This window comes from Mesorhizobium carmichaelinearum (assembly GCF_900199455.1).
Classification (GTDB): domain Bacteria; phylum Pseudomonadota; class Alphaproteobacteria; order Rhizobiales; family Rhizobiaceae; genus Mesorhizobium; species Mesorhizobium carmichaelinearum.
The window spans coordinates 74,108-89,706 of the sequence record NZ_FZQR01000014.1 but is presented as its reverse complement, the minus strand read 5'-3'; the positions used below and the strand labels follow the sequence as shown (position 1 = coordinate 89,706).

The window sequence follows — 15,599 nt, the reverse complement described above, 5'->3', positions numbered from 1 at the left end:
TCTGGAGTGACTACTTGAAAGCCAAACTGGGCATGTCCCCCATAGCGTGGTGGAACGACGATCTTGCCGAACTCAGCGACGACGTCTCGCTGGAAGAATGCCTGCGCCAGTCGCGTTCGGCCGGCTTCACCGGCATGGAGATGGGCCGGCGTTTTCCCAACGACCCCGCCGTCATGCTGCCGATCCTGAAGAAAGCCGACGTGACGCTGTGCGGCGGCTGGTTCTCCGGCACGCTGGTCGACGAGGACATGGGCAAGAACAAGGATCGTATCCAGCCTATGATCGACCTGTTCAAGGCGGTCAACGCGCCTTGCATCGTCTATGGCGAAGTCGGGCGCTCGATCCAGGGCGACCGCTCCAAGCCGCTCGCCACCAAGCCGAAGCTGTCCAGTGACGAAATGAAGGCCTATGCAAGGCGCCTGACCGAGTTTGGCGAATGGTGCGCCGAACAAGGCATGCCGCTCTCCTACCACCATCACATGGCGGCCGTGGTCGAGACCGAGCCGGAGCTCGATGCCTTCATGCGCCATTCCGGCGAAGGCATTCCGCTGCTGCTCGATGCCGGCCACCTGGCCTTCGCCGGCGGCGATGTGCTGCGCGCCATCGACAACCACCACAAACGCATCAGCCATGTGCATGTGAAGGATGTGCGCATGGGCGTGATCGACAAGCTCGACCGCACGAAGCAGTCCTTCCTCGACGCCGTAGCGCTCGGCGCCTTCACCGTGCCGGGCGACGGCTCGCTGGATTTCGGCGCCATCGTGCAACGCTTCGCCGATCATGGCTATGAGGGCTGGTTCGTGGTCGAGGCCGAGCAGGACCCAAAGAAGAACCCACCGCTCAAGATGGCGCAGGTCGGCCACAAGGAGCTGATGCGGGTGATGACAGCCGCCGGCTACACGGTCGAAACGCAGGGTTTTCCGAATGCCTGACGCGACGGGTTCACGGCGAGGCAGGTTGCTGTAGATTGGCCCGATGAAAGATTCCGAGCACCCCTTCTTCCGCCCGCTTTGGCGCCGTGTCGCCGTGGTCGCGGTCTGCGTCATCTGGTCGATCATCGAGTTCGCCACCGGTACGCCGTTCTGGGGCGTCATCGCGCTCGGTTTTGCCGGTTATGCCGTCTGGCAGTTTTTCTATCTGTACAAGCCGGCGGACGAGAACAAGGCAACGGCCGAGGCCGAACCGAAGGAGTAACCCGATGTCCAAGCTGCTGGTGAAGGCCGGTAAGGGCCATGGCCGCGTTGCCCATGTGACGCCGAAAAGCGCCGGCTGGACCTATGTCGGTTTCGACCTGCATCGGCTGAAGCCCGGCGAAAGCGCCTCGGGGAAGACGGAAGATCGCGAAGTCTGCCTGGTGTTCGTCACCGGCAAGGGCACGGCGAAGGCAGGCGGCAAGGATCTCGGCCTGCTCGGCCAGCGCATGTCGCCCTTCGAGGGCAAGCCGTGGTCGATCTATGTACCCGAGGGATCGGAGTGGTCGGTGACGGCTGGCACGGATCTGGAGCTCGCGGTCTGCTCGGCGCCCGGCCTTGGCGGCGGGCTGCCGGTTCGGGTGATCGGTCCGGACGATCTCGGTCAGGAGGTGCGCGGCAAGGGCACCAACACACGCTACGTCACCAACATCCTGCCGGAAGGCAAGCCCGCGGACTCGCTGCTGGTGGTCGAGGTCATCACGCCCGGCGGCCACACGTCGAGCTATCCGCCGCACAAGCACGACCAGGACAATCTGCCCGCCGAATCCTACCTTGAGGAGACCTATTACCACCGCCTCAACCCGCCGCAGGGCTTTGCCTTCCAGCGCGTCTATACCGACGCCGACAAGGATGGCCATCGCGCGCTCGACGAAGCCATGGCGATCGAGGATGGCGACGTCGTGCTGGTGCCTAGGGGTTATCACCCCTGCGCCGCCTGCCATGGCTACGACCTCTATTATCTCAATGTCATGGCCGGGCCGAAGCGGACGTGGAAATTCCACAATGCGCCCGAGCACGAATGGTTGATGAAGGCCTGAGCGCCGATGCCTTTCGGGTGAAGCCATTGGTCCAGCTGGGAAAAATCGTCGGCTAAGGACTTCTCAGGTCGATTTGCCATCGAAAACCCGTCAAAGCTTCGTCAATCCGTCATGGAAATCACCTATGGCAGCGAGGCCAGTGCATGTCGCCCAAAAGTGTGCAGCGGTTTTGGGACGACGACATGCACCAAATGAAGACTTAAAGCGCGTCGCGGCGCGCTTTAACGAGGACTTCCCATGCGTTACGCCATCTATTTCACCCCCCGGCAGGACGAACCGCTGGCGCGGATCGCCGCCAACTGGCTGGGCCGCGACCCGTTCGGCGCCGCGACAAGGCCGGTTGAGGCCGTGGCCGACCTCTCGGCGGCGGAAGTTGCCTTCCACACCGCTTCGGCGCGCCGCTACGGCTTTCACGCCACGCTGAAAGCCCCCTTCCGGCTGGCTGCCAACGAGACCGAGACCTCGCTGCGCGCTGGGCTCGACCATTTTGCCGAAGCGACGCCTGTTGTGACGATCCCGCGCCTCGTCGTCAGCCAGATCGACAGCTTCTTCGCGCTGGTGCCGGAAGGTTCGCTGCCGCCGCTCAACCGTTTCGCCGACGACGTGGTGCGCGATTTCGACCGGTTTCGCGCGCCGCTAACCGAGGCCGAGATCGAGCGGCGCAGCCCGGATTCGCTGAAGCCGGCCGAGTTCCGCAATCTCTGCCAGTGGGGCTACCCCTATGTCTTCGAGACCTTCCGCTTCCACATGACGCTGTCGGGCCGGGCCGGGCCACAGGAAAGCCCACGTTTGCGCGCAGCAATCGACAGCCTGTTCGCCGATGTGCTGCGGCAGCCGGTGCTGGTGGACGCGCTGACGCTGTTTGTCGAACCCGAACCCGGCGCGCCGTTCATGGTGCTGTCGCAACACGCGCTAGGACGCCGCCCGGCCAGAAAAATCGCCTGAACAAGCACTACCCAGACAAGGACTGCCTGAAATGACCGCCGAGACCGTTCTTTCCAACGCCCGCATCGTGCTTGCCGACGAGATCGTCGAGGGGTCGCTGGTGCTGCGTGACGGCTTTATCGCCGGCATCGATGCAGGTTCTGGCCGGGCCGGCGAGGACATGGGTGGCGACTATGTCATTCCCGGGCTGGTCGAACTGCACACCGACCATCTCGAAGGCCATTACGCGCCGCGGCCGAAGGTGCGCTGGAACCCGATCGCCGCCGTGCTTGCCCATGACGCGCAGGTGGCGACCGCCGGCATCACCACCGTGCTCGACGCGCTGCGCGTCGGCATGGACGAGGACGCCGATCTCACCTCCGCCGATATCCGCAAGCTGGCCGACGCGATCGAGGACAGCGTCGCGCAGGATCGGCTGCGCGCCGATCACTTCCTGCATCTGCGCTGCGAGGTTTCGGCGCCGGACTGCCTGCAGGCCTTCGCCAATTTCGACGAGGACGACCGGGTCAAGCTGGCCTCGCTGATGGATCATGCCCCCGGACAGCGCCAGTTCGTCAATCTCGAAACCTATGCCTACTACTACCAGCGCAAGCTGAAGCTGACCGATCGCGACTTCAAATTGTTCTGCGAGAAGCGGATGGCGGAATCGGCACGCAATTCGGCACCAAACCGCGCGGTGATCGCCGCCGCCTGCCATCAGCGCGGCATCGTGCTGGCCAGCCATGACGACGCCACATCGGGCCATGTCGACGAGGCGATCGAGCAAGGTGTGCGGGTCGCCGAGTTCCCGACCACCGAAGAAGCGGCACGCGCTTCGAAGGCCGCCGGCCTCGGCGTGCTGATGGGGGCGCCCAACGTCATGCGTGGTGCCTCGCATTCAGGCAATGTCTCGGCGCGCACGCTGGCCAGCGACGGCCTGCTCGACATCCTGTCTTCAGACTACATTCCGTTCAGCCTGATCCAGTCGGCCTTCTTCCTCGGCGACATGGTCGAAGGGATTTCGCTGCCGCAGGCGGTCGCCATGGTTTCGAAGAACCCGGCCGAGGCCGTAGGCCTCGACGACCGCGGCATCATCGAGCAGGGCCGCCGCGCCGATCTGGTGCGCGTGCGCGTCGACGACCATGTTCCGGTGGTGCGCACCGTCTGGCGACAGGGACGCCGGGTCGCATGATGGTGTCGGCCTTGATCGAGCGTGAACTGTCGGCTGAAACGTTTCCGATCCGCCATGGCGTCTTTGTCGCCGTCGTGGGGCCCAGCGGTGCCGGCAAGGACACGGTGATCGGCTACGCCCGTACGCTCTTCGCCGATGAGACGCGGCTGGAGTTCGTCCGCCGCGTCATCACCAGGCCGAGCGATGCGGCGAGCGAGGACCACGACACGCTGGCCGACGCCGCCTTCGTCGAGGCCGAGGCCGACGGCGCCTTCGCCATTTCGTGGGAAGCGCATGGCCTGCACTACGGCCTGCCTGCCGACGTCGACTGGTCGGTCGCCAATGGCCACGTCGCCGTCGCCAATGTGTCGCGGGCGATCATTCCCACCTTGCGCGAGCGCTATGCCAATCTGGCCATTGTCGAGATCACCGCCTCGCATGACGTGCTGGCCGAGCGGCTGGCGATGCGCGGTCGCGAGTCGCGCGGCGAAGTGCTGGCGCGCCTGGCGCGCAGCGCCAACGTCACGCTGTCCGGCCCCGGCGTTACCACGATCGACAATAGCGGCCCGCGCGAAGCGGCCGGCGAACGCTTTGCCGAGCTGCTGCGCAAGGCGATGGCCTTCTCCGACATGTCGGGCCTGATCTGATCCAGGCGTGCGTCCCGCAGCCGCGGCGTGCGCAACTCAATCGGCCCAAGCACCGCCCGGTTGGTGCTTGCTTTCCCGCTACCTCCGGAGCGCTATGTGGTGCTGACCACACACATGTGATTCCGGACCACCGGGAAAGCCGTCCGGAAGATCCGGGGCGAACGAAGCAAGACAGGAAGCCTTGATGCAGACGCTGACGCCCATCCTCTCGACGATCACGGCGGCCTTTCTCGCCTCTTTCGTCGAGGTCGTCGAAGCCTTCACCATCGTGCTAGCGGTCGGCGTGACGCGCAGCTGGCGCCCGGCGCTGACGGGCGCCGCCTTGGCGCTTGCGTTGCTGGCGGCGCTGGTGCTGGCGTTCGGGCCGCTGCTGGCGCTGGTGCCGATCACCACGCTGCAATTCGTCGTCGGCGTGCTGCTGATCCTGTTCGGCATGCGCTGGCTGCGAAAGGCCATCCTGCGCAGTGTCGGCGTCATCGCCCTGCATGACGAGGAGGCGGCCTTTTCAAAGGAGACCGCCGCCCTCAACCAGCAGGCCAATGACCGCCGCGCCGACTACCTCGCCGGCCTGGCGTCGTTCAAGGCGGTGCTGCTCGAAGGTGTCGAGGTGGTGTTCATCGTCATTGCCGTCGGCGCCGCGCATGGGCAGACGCTCTACGCCAGCCTGGGCGCGCTGGCGGCGTTCATCCTGGTGATGCTTATCGGCCTGGCAGTGCACCGGCCGCTGGCGCGCGTGCCGGAGAATGCGCTGAAATTCGTGGTCGGGCTGATGCTGACCAGCTTCGGCATCTTCTGGACCGGCGAAGGAATCGGCGCCGACTGGCCGGGCGCCGATCTCGCTCTGCTCGCCATCTTCGCCATCGTCGCGCTGGCGTCCTTTGCCATGGTTCGCTGGTTGCGCAGCACCTACCCTGTGTCCGTTGGAGGGCTCGCCCGATGAACGCCATTCGTCTTGTTGCCAGGGAATTCTTCGGCATGTTCGTCGATGACGGCAATCTGGCGCTGCTGGCGCTGGTGCTGGTGGCCGCCGTCGCGGCGGCGGTGAAGCTGCTGGCGCTACCGCCGCTGCTCGGCGGGGCGCTGCTGCTGGTCGGCTGCCTCGCCATCCTGCTGCTGAGCGTTCGCCGCGCGGCACGCGCGGTCAAACGTTAAAGGCAGCCCACATACTCGGTGTCGTTTCGGTACCGGAACGATGCTCGCTGCTTGCTCCGCCCGTGAGTGACGTAAGCGGGGCAACGCAGGCTTATCCCTTGAACGCAGGCAGGGTCAGGCCCTTGACGCCGACATCGAGCGCGAACAATCCGCCTGGATTCTTCTGGCGGACGAAGTGGCTGGCCGGGCGCTTGAGCACGGCCGAGGTGACATAGAGGATGTCGAGGTCCTTGCCGCCGAATTCGCAGCAGGTCGGCAAGTCAGTCGGCAGAACCACGGTCTGCATCAATTCGCCATCGGGATCATAGCGACAGACCTTGCTGGTCACCGGGATGGTGACCCAGTAGCAGCCCTCGGCATCGACGGTGGCGCCGTCGGCGACGCCGCCGGTCGCCGTCATGTCGATAAAGGTGCGGCGGTTCTCGATGTCGCCGGTGACGGGATCGAAATCATAGGCCCACACCGCGCCGGAATGGCTGTCGGAGAAATACATGGTCTTCGAATCCGGGCTCCAGGCCAAACCATTGGAGCAGCCGATGCCGTCGATCATCTTGTGCACGGAAAGATCGGAATCGAGCCGGTAGAGCGCGCCGATGAATTCGATCGGCTCGCCCGGCACCTCGAACATCGAGCCCGACCAGAAGCGGCCCTGGCGGTCGGGCTTGCCGTCGTTGAAGCGGGTTTTCGGCATATGCGCTTCCGGGTCGACGATCGCCTCGAACCTGCCGGTCGCCGGATCGAAGAAATGGAAGCCGTTGGTCATGGTCAGCACCAGACCGCCCTTCTCGCGCAGGCCGAGGCAGCCGAGATATTCCGGTGTCTCGAAGGTTTCGTCCTTGCCGGTCGCGGGGTCGTAGCGGTGGATCAGCTTCTTCCAGATGTCGATCCACCACAGCACGCCGGCCTTCGGGTCCCAGAGCGTGCCTTCGCCGAGTTCGGCCCTGGCATCGACGACGCACGTGATTTCGACCATGGTCAGCTCTCCTTCCTGCGCAGCCTGCCACCGAGACTCGCGAAGGTCTCACTGCCGATCGACACGGTGATCAGGATCACCGCGCCATAGACGACGAGCAGCGCACCGCTCGACAGATTCAGCGCCGGCAAAAGACCGGTGAGGATGGTGAGCACCATGGCACCGGCGACGGTGCCGAGATAATGGCCGCTGCCGCCGAGGATCGAGGCGCCGCCGATCGCCACCGCAGCGATCGAGGTGAACAGATAGGCGTCGCCCATGCCGAGATAGGCCTGGCCGGAATAGCCGGTCAAAAGCATGCCGGCGAAGGCGGCGGTGAGGCCTGAGATGACATAGGTCAGGATGGTGGTGCGCGCCGTCGGCACGCCGGAGAATTCGGCGACCGTGGCGCTGGTGCCGAGCGCATAGAGATGGCGGCCGAACGCCGCCTTGGAGAGCAGCAGCGTTGCCACCAGGGTCAGCGCCAGCCAGATCAGCGCAATCACCGGAAAACCGCCGATGCGTCCGACCGACAGGAACTGGATCAGGGCTGGCGCCGATGGGGTCGGCGAGCCGCCGGTCAGCACCAGGATCAGTCCCTGCAGGATGACGTTGGTGGCCAGCGTCATGATGATCGGCGGCACGCCGAACTGGGCGACGCCGACGCCGTTGATCAGCCCGATGAAGGCACCGCCGGCGAGCAGCAGCGGCATCACCCAGACCAGCGGCAGATCCTGGCCGCCGCACAGCAGCGCCATGATGATGGCCGCCGAATTCAGCACCCAGGGCACCGACAGATCGATGCCGCCGCCGATGATGACGAAGGTCTGGCCGAGCGCGACGATGCCGACGAAGGCGGCGAGCACGACGGTCGAGCGCATGTTGGAAACCGAAAGGAAGCCCGGCGAGAACAGTGCCGTGACCAGGAGCAGTACCACCATGCCGGCATAGGCAAGCACGATGAGGCGATTGCGGGCGAGGAAGGCGCTCATTGGACGCGGTTCCTTGCAGCTTTCTCGGCAACGGAACTGGCCAGCACCGAGAGCAGCAGGATGACGCCGGACGCGACCGGCTGCCAGTAGCTCGACACGTGCAGGACGAAGACCAGATTGCCGATCAGGGTCAGCACGAAGGCGCCGATCAGCGTGCCGGCGAGATGGCCGCGGCCGCCGAACAGGCTGACGCCGCCGATGACCGCCGCCGCCACCGAGGGCAGGATGTAATCCTTGCCGATGGTCGGCGAGCCGGTGCCGGTCTGCGTCACCAGGAACAGCGCCGCACCCGCCGCGAACAGGCCGGAGAGACCATAGGTGACGAGGTTGACTCTGGCGATCGAGACACCGGACAGGAAGGCCGACTTTTCGTTGGAGCCGGTCGCCTGGATGGCGATACCGACGCGCGTCGCACGGAACCACCACCAGAACAACAGCAGCGCCAGCAACATCCAGACCGGGCTGGTCAAGCCGATGAGTTGGGCGGAGGCAAAGCCGACCCACCAGCCGGGAACGCTGCCGCCATCGGTTGGCAGGATGATCATGGCGACGCCGTTGAGGATCGACCAGGTGGCGAGCGTGACCAGGAAGGGCTGCAGCTTCAGCAGCGAGATCAGCAGGCCGTTGAGCGCGCCGATGAGGAAGCCGAGCGCCAGGATGACCAGCGCCCAAAGCGCCGTGGTCGACGGATTGTCGGTGAAGCGCGTTGCGGCGATCACCGTCCCGAGGCTGATCATGCCGCCGATCGACAGGTCGATGCCGCCGCGCACCAGAACGATGGTCTGACCGGTCGCCGCCAGCATCAGCGTCATCGCCGCCGCCGTGTCGAGGTTGAGCTCGTCCAGCGAGAAGACGCCGGATTGCAGACCGCCATAGATGCCGATGATCAGGGCCAGCATCAGGCAGGCGACCAGGAACGGCGCACGGTCGAGCAAGCGGCCGCGCCAGTCGATGGCCGGCTTGGTGAGCTTCGTTTCGGCCGGCCTTTGCGCCATCTCCATAGGGTGCTCCGCGGACATCACCATGCCTCAGGCCGCCTTGGTTTCAAGCATGGCCGCGCGCAGGATTTCCTCCTCCGAAATGTGATCTCCTTCCAGCGTCGCGGCAATGCGGCCGTTGCGCATGACCAGCACGCGATCGGCGACATGGACGAGTTCGGGCATGTCGCTGGAATGGAACAGGATCGCATAGCCCTTGGCGGCGAGGTCGCGCATCAGCTGGAAAATCTCACGCTTGGTGCCGACATCGACGCCGCGCGTCGGATCGTAGAGCAACAGCACGCGCGCCTGCGTGAGCAGCATCTTGCCGAAGATGACCTTCTGCTGGTTGCCGCCGGACAAAGTGCCGGCAAGCTGTTCGGGCGTGCCGGCCTTGATGCGCAGGAAGTCGACCATCTCCTTGACCAGAGCGGCCTCCTTTTGCCGGCTCAGCAAGCCGTTTTCGGTGAAGCGCTTGATGACCGACAGCGTCAAATTCTCGCGCACGCTCTTGGTCAACAGCAAGCCCTGTCCGCGCCGGTCCTCTGGCACCAGCGCGATGCCGTCCTTGCCGGTCAGCGCCTGGCGCGGATTGCTGATCGAGACCTGATTGCCCCACAGTTCGATCGTGCCGCTCGCCCTGGTGGCGCCGAACAGTGATTGGAACAGTTCGCGCTGGCCATGACCCTGCAAGCCGCCGACGCCGAGCACTTCGCCTTCGCGCAAGGCAAAATCGACTCCGGAGAGCCGGCTGCCGCTCGAAAACCCTTTTACCCCTAGAGCGATGCGGTCGGTCGCTGTCGGCACGCGCTCGGGGTAGAGCCGGTCGAGACGCCGGCCGATCATCTGGGTGACGATCTCATTGTCGGAGACGGCATCGGCCTCATGCGCGGCGACGGTACTGCCATTGCGGAAAATAGTCAGCCGGTCGGCGATGGCACGGACCTCGGCCATGCGGTGCGAGATGAAGATGACCAGCCTGCCTTCAGCGGCCAGTTGCCGGGTGAGCTTGAGCAACCACTCCGCTTCCCGCGCGGGCAACGCCGACGTCGCCTCGTCGAGGATCAGGATGCGCGGGTCCTTGGCCAGGCCCTTGGCGATCTCGACGATCTGCCGTTCGGCCAGTGTCAGCCGCCGCAGTTCCTGGTCGGGGCGCAGCGCCGGGAAATTGTACTTTTCCAGCAGCGCCAGCGTCTTGCGGCGCATCTCGCCGCGATTGACGGTGCGCAGCAACGTCCTTGGTTCGTGACGGAACCAGATGTTCTGTTCGACACTGAGGTCGGGGATCAGCGACAGTTCCTGGAAGACGGCGGCGATGCCGCGCGCCTGCGCCGCATCCGGATTGGCCGGGCGATACTCCTGGCCATCGACCATGATCGAGCCGCCATCGTGCTGCACGGCGCCCGACAGTATCTGGATGAAGGTGCTCTTGCCCGCACCGTTCTCGCCAAGCAGCGCATGCACCTCGCCGGCACGGGCGCTGAATGTCGCCTCGCTCAGCGCGACGATGCCGCCATAGCGTTTGGACAGGCCTTTGACGGTGACGAGGTCCATGCTTCCGCCTTCGAAAAGCTCTCCCGACATCTCGCGATGCCGGGAGACAGGGTCGTGGTACCGGATGTTACTTGGTACCGGCGGCTTCCGCAGCGGTGATCTCGACCCAGTCGGGCGTGATCGGCAGCGTCAGGCCGGGCGCCTGATCGGGGAAGGCATTTTCGCCAATCGCGATCTTGATCATCTTGGTGCCCGGATAAAGCTTGGACTCGAAGGGGTCGGTGGTGACGAAATCCCCCTTGACCGAGACGGAACGTTCGGCCGGTTTCTTGCCGGTGTCGAGAATGTCGACCGCCAGCTTGATCGCTTCCGAGGAAAGATAGGCCGGGTTGGAGCCCAGGATGCACTTGGCGCCTTGCGTCTGCGCGCAGGTCACGGCGGCGACATTGTAGGAGAAACCGACAACCGGGACGATCGGCCGGCCGGCATCCTTCAGCGCCTGGATGGCGCCGGAGCCATAGCCTTGCGTCATTATACCGTCGATCTTTGGATTGGCCGCCAACAGTGCCGCCACGCCGGACTGCTCCGGCCCGAGCGCATAGTTGCCGTTGTAGTAGCCGACGACCTTGATGTCGGGATATTTGGCCAGAACCTTCTCATAGCCCCCTTGCAGCTGCGCCGAGATCGGCGCACCGGCGAGGCCGCGGTCGAGGATGATGTTGCCCTTGCCGCCAAGCTGCGTGGCCATCCACTCGGCCATGACGGAAGGGATGCGGTCCCAGTCGGAAGCGACGGCATAGGCGCAGGGCTCGGTCACCACCTGGTCGAAGCTGATGACGACGATGCCGGCGTCGCAGGCCTTCTTGATGGTCGGGTTGAGCGCCGAATCCGAGCCGGCATCGACGAGGATGGCATCCGGCTTCTGGCGGATGATGTTGTTCAGCGAGTTGATCTGCGCCTGGACGGTGTTCTCGACATTCTCGATCTTGAGGTCGACGCGGCCCTTCAGCGGCCCTTTGTTGACTGACACGGTGGCGACACGCTCCATCTGCTGGCGCCAGTCATTGCCGACGAAATTGTTCGAGAGATAGATGGTGTAGGGCTTCTTGTCCTCGGCGCGGCTCGGCGCTGTGCCGACGGCGATTGCGGAGATGGCAAGCGCTGCCAATCCGGCGCAAACTGTCTTCAGTTTCATGGTCTCTCCTCCTTGGTGTTTCCTGCATCAGCCGGTGACGGACTTCGCCATCTTGGTGGGCGCTGCATATGAATGATACCGGTACCAATGCGCCTTGTCAATTTGGGCCAAGGCGCATTGGAAAGGCCTGGAGCGACCCTTTCGTCGCCGCCGGCAGGCATCGTCATTTCGAGCCGGCCGCCTCGGCCGGGGTGATTTCGACCCAATCCGGGCTAACCGGAAGAAACAGGCCCGGTGCCATCTCCGGAAAAGCATTCTTGCCGACCTCGATCTTCTGCATGGTCGCATCGGGATACAATTCCGACGGAACCGGATCGGTGGTGAGGAAGGCATTGCGCAGCAATATCTTCTTCTCCGCTGGCTTCTTGCCGTCGAGGATCTCCACCGCGAGTTTCAAGGCTTCGGCCGACAGATAGGCAGGGTTGGGTGCAAGGATGCACTGGGCGCCCTGGGTCTGAACACAGCTCGTCGTCGTCAGGTTGAAAGGACTGCCGGTGATGGGAACGATCGGACGCCCGGCATCCTGCAGCGCCTTGATCGCTCCGGCGCCGTAGCCCTGGACGAAGATGGCGTCGACTTGCGGGTGCGCCGCCAGCAGGCTGGCGACGCCGGCCTGTTCCGGCCCCAGCGCATAGTCGCCGTTGAAATAGCCAACCACTTCAATGCCAGGATATTTCTTGATGACGTCCTCGAAACCACCTTGCAACTGGGCGGAGATCGGCGCGCCGGCAAGCCCGCGGTCAACGAGGATCTTGCCCTTGCCGCCGAGCTTCTTGACCAGCCACTCGGCCTCGACACGCGGCGCCCGGCCCCAGTCAGACTCCATCGTGTAGGCGCAGGGCGCGCTGACGATCTGATCGAAGGCAATGATCAGGATGCCGGCATCGCAAGCCTTCTGGATCGTCGGGTTGAGGGCTTCGCCGGAGCCCGCGTCGATGACGATGGCGTCGGGCTTGTTGCGAATGATGTTGTTGAGGGAATTGATCTGCGCCTGGACCGTGGTCTCGACCACCTCGACCTTAAGGTCGACACGACCGGCAAGCGGCGGCTTCTTGACCGCGATGTCGGCGCTGCGCAGCATCTGCTGGCGCCAGTCGTTGCCGACGAAATTGTTTGAGAGATAGATGGTGTAGGGCTTCTTGTCCTGTGCGTTGGCCGGCACGGCATCGATCGACAGCCAAGCCGCCGCGACCGCCGCAAGCCCGGCGAATAATACGCCTGCTCTCATGATTTCCTCCTCCCGTGTTTGGTGTCGGCCGCGCGAACGCCGCCGCCTTCATGTGCCTTCCAGGCACACCCCCTATCGACAGACTTTGTTTCTGTGCATGCCCCGGAACCGCAGCGCATCCTGGGTGACGTGCACCAGGCAAATGCTTCGCATCCACGTTGGATCGTGGTCCTCCGCGCAGCCTTCATCCTAGCTATGATGCTATTATAATTTTATAAGGTTGTCCATGGCCGAGACCGGGAAATCGGCGGACGCCAATGCCGCCGACCGGGTTCAGGACAGGTCGTTGGGCGCGTCGTAGGTGATGCTGAAGAGGTCGGCCGGATGACGCGCGATGGTGAACTCGATGCTCTGCTGGTCGGCCGACTGATAGAGCATCTCCACACTCAGGATCGCACTGCCAAGCGCGATGCCGAGGTCTTCGGCGATAGCCTCGTCGGCGATCTCGGCACGCACCGTGATATGCGCCACGTCGAGCCGCAGGCCGAGATGCCGTTGCACCGAACGAAAGATCAGCACGTCGGAAAAGTCGTCTCGCTTCAGCTTGGCTCCGACAGAAGGAGGGAAGTAGCTTGTGATCTGAGCCTTCTTCTGCTCGCCCACCGACAGGATACCGCGCAGGCAATAGCCCGCCTCGTCCTTGCCCATGCCGAAATGGCGCTGGAGCACGGGCGAAACTTCCTTGCGGTAGGATTTCACCGTCAGCTCGGCATCCTTGGTGAAGGCCGCCATGTCGGCGAAATTCTTGAACTTCCAGCTCAGATTGACCGACGGGCTGCGCGCCGCGACCACGGCGGGCTTGGCCGAGCGTTTCTTGATCAGTCCGTCTGCCTCGAGATCGCGCAGCGCCTGGCGCACGGTGATCAGGCTGACGCCGAAATGCTCGGCAATGGTCGCTTCCTTCGGCAGTTCGCCGCCGACGGGGAAGGTGCCGTTGCCGATCGGTTCGCGCAGAATGTCGGCCAGCTGGCGATAGAGCGGCCCGTTGGCGCGGCCGAGCGTGCGCCTGGGAAGACTGTCGATGGTCGGGTGGTCCATGTGCCTCGTCGTGCCTGTGTCGAAGCTTTTATAATAGCTTCCTTCGCCCGAGGCTAGGCAAGGCTGTTGGCGATCAACCGTCTCAGACAAAGAGCCGAAGCGGCTGTTCGATCGCCGATTTCAGCGTCGCCAGCCACGCGGCAGCAGTGGCTTCATCAACGCTTGCCGTATCCGCAACGAGCAGGCATTCGGCATGATCGCCCGCCGTGTTGAGCGAGACGGTGAGGCGCATGGCGCGACCGGCAAGGAGCGGCATCATCATCGGCCTGACGTCGCTCGCCGGCAGCAGCCGCAGCGACAGGTCCGTCGGGGTTTCGGTTTCATCACGACTGTCGACCAATGCCGCAAGCCGCATGGCGCGCAGGGATGTCAGGGACATTTCGGGAATCATGGCGAACACGGTTTGCCGGCCCGCCAGCTCCAGCGCCACGGAAGCGGCGCCTACCTTGGCGGCCTCCGGTATCTCGGCAAGTGCTCGACCGGCAGCGCGCAGCAGCACGTCGTCGATAGCGTACACATTTCCCGTACTCTGAAGCGCCGCCAGCAGGTCTTGCAGCGCACCGAGAGCAACGGACGTCGCAAAGGCGGCGATCCGGGACGCGGCCAGGGAAAGCGGGGCAGCGGGGGCGACGGCATCGGGCGAAACGACCGGCGCGGCAACCGGAACGAAGGCCCGCACATCGGCGGCCAGGATGCGGCCACCCGGACCGCTACCACGAAGCGCTTCAAGCGGCAGCGCGCGTTCTCGCGCCAGGCGACGCGCATAGGGCGAAACCGCAAGACGCCTTGTCTGTGCAACGACTGCATTCATTTCAGGAACTCGGAATTCACGCAGTTGGTCAGCCGTCCTTCGACGAGATAGGCATGCACCACCTCGATTGATTTCAGCCTGAGGTCGCGCATCGATGCCGGACTGTAGAAGGCCGCATGCGGTGTGACGATCAGCCGATTGGCGATCCAAGGTTCTCGGGCGCGCCATGCCGCCAGCAGCGGATGATCGAGATCGCCGGGTTCGTTCGGCAGCACGTCCAATCCGGCGCCGGCGACTGTGCCCTTGCGCATCGAGGCTTCCAGCGCGTCGAGGTCAACGATCGGACCGCGCGCGGTGTTGATCAGGACAAGGCCAGGCTTCGCGGCGGCGAAGGCGGCGGCGCCGAGCAGCTTGCGGGTCTCCTCGCTGAGCGGCACGTGGACGCTGACGACATCCGCCCGCCCCATCAATTCACCCAGCGAATGAACGCGTTCGTAGCCGGTCGACAGGTCGACACCGGAGAGAAGATGCGGGTCACAAAACACCACCTTCATGTCGAAGGCAGCGGCGCGACGCGCGGTGGCAAGCCCAATGCGGCCGAGCCCGATAATGCCGAAGGTGGCGCCCTTGTGCCTGCGCACCAACGGCGCTTTCGAAAAATGCCAGCCTTCGGCGCCATGGCCCGAAAGCTCGGCGCCATAGGCCGAGGTGCCGCGCGTCAGCGCCAGCATCAGGCCGATGGCATGGTCGGCGACTTCGGTGGTGCCGTAGTCCGGCACATTGCAGGCCGGTATCTTGCGCGCGCCCCAGCCTGATGTGTCGATGTTGTCGAAGCCGACGCCGGAGCGCACCGCGATCCGCGCCTTGGGGAACGCGGTCGGAGCGGCGGCGACATTGTGGGTCGGCGAATAATTGATGACGGCGTCGACCGATTCACAGATTGCCGGATCCAGCGTCGCGGCCTTGTCGTTGGTCGAGCGGGCGAGGATGAACTCGATGTCGGGATAATGCTCGCGCTCGAGTTCGGCCTCGTTGGCGGCTTGCCAGTTGGCGCACAGGATCTTCAT

17 protein-coding genes are annotated in these 15,599 nt (G+C 64.5%); 8 read left to right on the top strand and 9 right to left on the bottom strand.

Features of this window, described 5'->3' with window-relative positions; translation table 11 throughout:
- Positions 1-14 precede the first annotated feature (14 nt).
- The 8 genes from iolE to CKW40_RS28080 all read left to right on the top strand — a co-directional run bounded on the left by iolE (position 15) and on the right by CKW40_RS28080 (position 5,905).
- Positions 15-932: a myo-inosose-2 dehydratase gene (iolE, locus tag CKW40_RS28115; protein WP_095203088.1), complete on the top strand. Its 918-nt coding sequence runs from the start codon at positions 15-17 to the stop codon at positions 930-932.
- A gap of 43 nt (positions 933-975) precedes the next feature.
- Positions 976-1,194: a hypothetical protein gene (locus CKW40_RS28110; protein WP_095203087.1), complete on the top strand. Its 219-nt coding sequence runs from the start codon at positions 976-978 to the stop codon at positions 1,192-1,194.
- Positions 1,195-1,198: 4 nt separating this feature from the next.
- On the top strand, positions 1,199-2,011 hold the full coding sequence (gene iolB, locus CKW40_RS28105) for a 5-deoxy-glucuronate isomerase (protein WP_095203086.1): 813 nt from the start codon (positions 1,199-1,201) through the stop codon (positions 2,009-2,011).
- A gap of 237 nt (positions 2,012-2,248) precedes the next feature.
- The gene (locus CKW40_RS28100) at positions 2,249-2,956 is read left to right on the top strand and encodes a DUF1045 domain-containing protein (RefSeq protein ID WP_095203085.1); all 708 of its coding nucleotides are present in this window, start codon (positions 2,249-2,251) and stop codon (positions 2,954-2,956) included.
- Positions 2,957-2,987: 31 nt separating this feature from the next.
- The gene (locus tag CKW40_RS28095) at positions 2,988-4,127 is read left to right on the top strand and encodes an alpha-D-ribose 1-methylphosphonate 5-triphosphate diphosphatase (protein ID WP_095203084.1); all 1,140 of its coding nucleotides are present in this window, start codon (positions 2,988-2,990) and stop codon (positions 4,125-4,127) included.
- Positions 4,124-4,753, top strand: coding sequence for a phosphonate metabolism protein/1,5-bisphosphokinase (PRPP-forming) PhnN (phnN, locus tag CKW40_RS28090; RefSeq protein ID WP_179298137.1), 630 nt, complete (start codon positions 4,124-4,126; stop codon positions 4,751-4,753). The genes CKW40_RS28095 and phnN overlap by 4 nt, the downstream gene beginning before the upstream one ends.
- Before the next feature lie 184 nt (positions 4,754-4,937).
- Positions 4,938-5,693 carry a COG4280 domain-containing protein gene (locus tag CKW40_RS28085; RefSeq protein ID WP_095203083.1) on the top strand — a complete coding sequence of 252 codons (756 nt, stop codon included), beginning with the start codon at positions 4,938-4,940 and terminating at the stop codon, positions 5,691-5,693.
- Positions 5,690-5,905: a hypothetical protein gene (locus CKW40_RS28080; protein ID WP_095203082.1), complete on the top strand. Its 216-nt coding sequence runs from the start codon at positions 5,690-5,692 to the stop codon at positions 5,903-5,905. Before CKW40_RS28085 ends, CKW40_RS28080 begins: the two co-directional genes overlap by 4 nt.
- 91 nt (positions 5,906-5,996) lie before the next feature.
- Here CKW40_RS28080 and CKW40_RS28075 read toward each other — a convergent pair whose 3' ends face one another.
- The 9 genes from CKW40_RS28075 to CKW40_RS28035 all read right to left on the bottom strand — a co-directional run bounded on the left by CKW40_RS28075 (position 5,997) and on the right by CKW40_RS28035 (position 15,599).
- Entirely contained in the window at positions 5,997-6,878 is an 882-nt protein-coding gene (locus CKW40_RS28075) for an SMP-30/gluconolactonase/LRE family protein (RefSeq protein ID WP_095203081.1), read from the bottom strand.
- Between the two features lie 2 nt (positions 6,879-6,880).
- Entirely contained in the window at positions 6,881-7,849 is a 969-nt protein-coding gene (locus CKW40_RS28070) for an ABC transporter permease (protein WP_095203080.1), read from the bottom strand.
- Positions 7,846-8,850, bottom strand: coding sequence for an ABC transporter permease (locus CKW40_RS28065; RefSeq protein ID WP_244571314.1), 1,005 nt, complete (start codon positions 8,848-8,850; stop codon positions 7,846-7,848). Before CKW40_RS28065 ends, CKW40_RS28070 begins: the two co-directional genes overlap by 4 nt.
- 27 nt (positions 8,851-8,877) lie before the next feature.
- Positions 8,878-10,380 (bottom strand): sugar ABC transporter ATP-binding protein, encoded by a 1,503-nt coding sequence (locus CKW40_RS28060; RefSeq protein ID WP_244571313.1) that lies wholly within the window; start codon positions 10,378-10,380, stop codon positions 8,878-8,880.
- Positions 10,381-10,447: 67 nt separating this feature from the next.
- The gene (locus tag CKW40_RS28055) at positions 10,448-11,515 is read right to left on the bottom strand and encodes a substrate-binding domain-containing protein (RefSeq protein ID WP_095203077.1); all 1,068 of its coding nucleotides are present in this window, start codon (positions 11,513-11,515) and stop codon (positions 10,448-10,450) included.
- Positions 11,516-11,678: 163 nt separating this feature from the next.
- Positions 11,679-12,743 carry a sugar ABC transporter substrate-binding protein gene (locus CKW40_RS28050; RefSeq protein ID WP_095203076.1) on the bottom strand — a complete coding sequence of 355 codons (1,065 nt, stop codon included), beginning with the start codon at positions 12,741-12,743 and terminating at the stop codon, positions 11,679-11,681.
- Between the two features lie 273 nt (positions 12,744-13,016).
- The gene (locus CKW40_RS28045; protein WP_095203075.1) at positions 13,017-13,781 is read right to left on the bottom strand and encodes a GntR family transcriptional regulator; all 765 of its coding nucleotides are present in this window, start codon (positions 13,779-13,781) and stop codon (positions 13,017-13,019) included.
- Positions 13,782-13,863: 82 nt separating this feature from the next.
- On the bottom strand, positions 13,864-14,592 hold the full coding sequence (locus CKW40_RS28040; RefSeq protein ID WP_095203074.1) for an E3 binding domain-containing protein: 729 nt from the start codon (positions 14,590-14,592) through the stop codon (positions 13,864-13,866).
- Complete coding sequence (locus tag CKW40_RS28035; RefSeq protein ID WP_095203073.1) at positions 14,589-15,599, bottom strand: C-terminal binding protein; 1,011 nt, start codon at positions 15,597-15,599, stop codon at positions 14,589-14,591. The genes CKW40_RS28040 and CKW40_RS28035 overlap by 4 nt, the downstream gene beginning before the upstream one ends.

Bases quoted from the DNA above. Each gene is read 5' to 3' on its own strand.
- CKW40_RS28110 (WP_095203087.1), top strand. From the start codon at position 976: ATGAAAGATTCCGAGCACCCCTTCTTCCGCCCGCTTTGGCGCCGTGTC.
- iolB (WP_095203086.1), top strand. From the start codon at position 1,199: ATGTCCAAGCTGCTGGTGAAGGCCGGTAAGGGCCATGGCCGCGTTGCC.
- CKW40_RS28100 (WP_095203085.1), top strand. From the start codon at position 2,249: ATGCGTTACGCCATCTATTTCACCCCCCGGCAGGACGAACCGCTGGCG.
- CKW40_RS28095 (WP_095203084.1), top strand. From the start codon at position 2,988: ATGACCGCCGAGACCGTTCTTTCCAACGCCCGCATCGTGCTTGCCGAC.
- phnN (WP_179298137.1), top strand. From the start codon at position 4,124: ATGATGGTGTCGGCCTTGATCGAGCGTGAACTGTCGGCTGAAACGTTT.
- CKW40_RS28085 (WP_095203083.1), top strand. From the start codon at position 4,938: ATGCAGACGCTGACGCCCATCCTCTCGACGATCACGGCGGCCTTTCTC.
- CKW40_RS28080 (WP_095203082.1), top strand. From the start codon at position 5,690: ATGAACGCCATTCGTCTTGTTGCCAGGGAATTCTTCGGCATGTTCGTC.
- CKW40_RS28075 (WP_095203081.1), bottom strand. From the start codon at position 6,878: ATGGTCGAAATCACGTGCGTCGTCGATGCCAGGGCCGAACTCGGCGAA.
- CKW40_RS28070 (WP_095203080.1), bottom strand. From the start codon at position 7,849: ATGAGCGCCTTCCTCGCCCGCAATCGCCTCATCGTGCTTGCCTATGCC.
- CKW40_RS28065 (WP_244571314.1), bottom strand. From the start codon at position 8,850: ATGGAGATGGCGCAAAGGCCGGCCGAAACGAAGCTCACCAAGCCGGCC.
- CKW40_RS28060 (WP_244571313.1), bottom strand. From the start codon at position 10,380: ATGGACCTCGTCACCGTCAAAGGCCTGTCCAAACGCTATGGCGGCATC.
- CKW40_RS28055 (WP_095203077.1), bottom strand. From the start codon at position 11,515: ATGAAACTGAAGACAGTTTGCGCCGGATTGGCAGCGCTTGCCATCTCC.
- CKW40_RS28050 (WP_095203076.1), bottom strand. From the start codon at position 12,743: ATGAGAGCAGGCGTATTATTCGCCGGGCTTGCGGCGGTCGCGGCGGCT.
- CKW40_RS28045 (WP_095203075.1), bottom strand. From the start codon at position 13,781: ATGGACCACCCGACCATCGACAGTCTTCCCAGGCGCACGCTCGGCCGC.
- CKW40_RS28040 (WP_095203074.1), bottom strand. From the start codon at position 14,592: ATGAATGCAGTCGTTGCACAGACAAGGCGTCTTGCGGTTTCGCCCTAT.
- CKW40_RS28035 (WP_095203073.1), bottom strand. From the start codon at position 15,599: ATGAAGATCCTGTGCGCCAACTGGCAAGCCGCCAACGAGGCCGAACTC.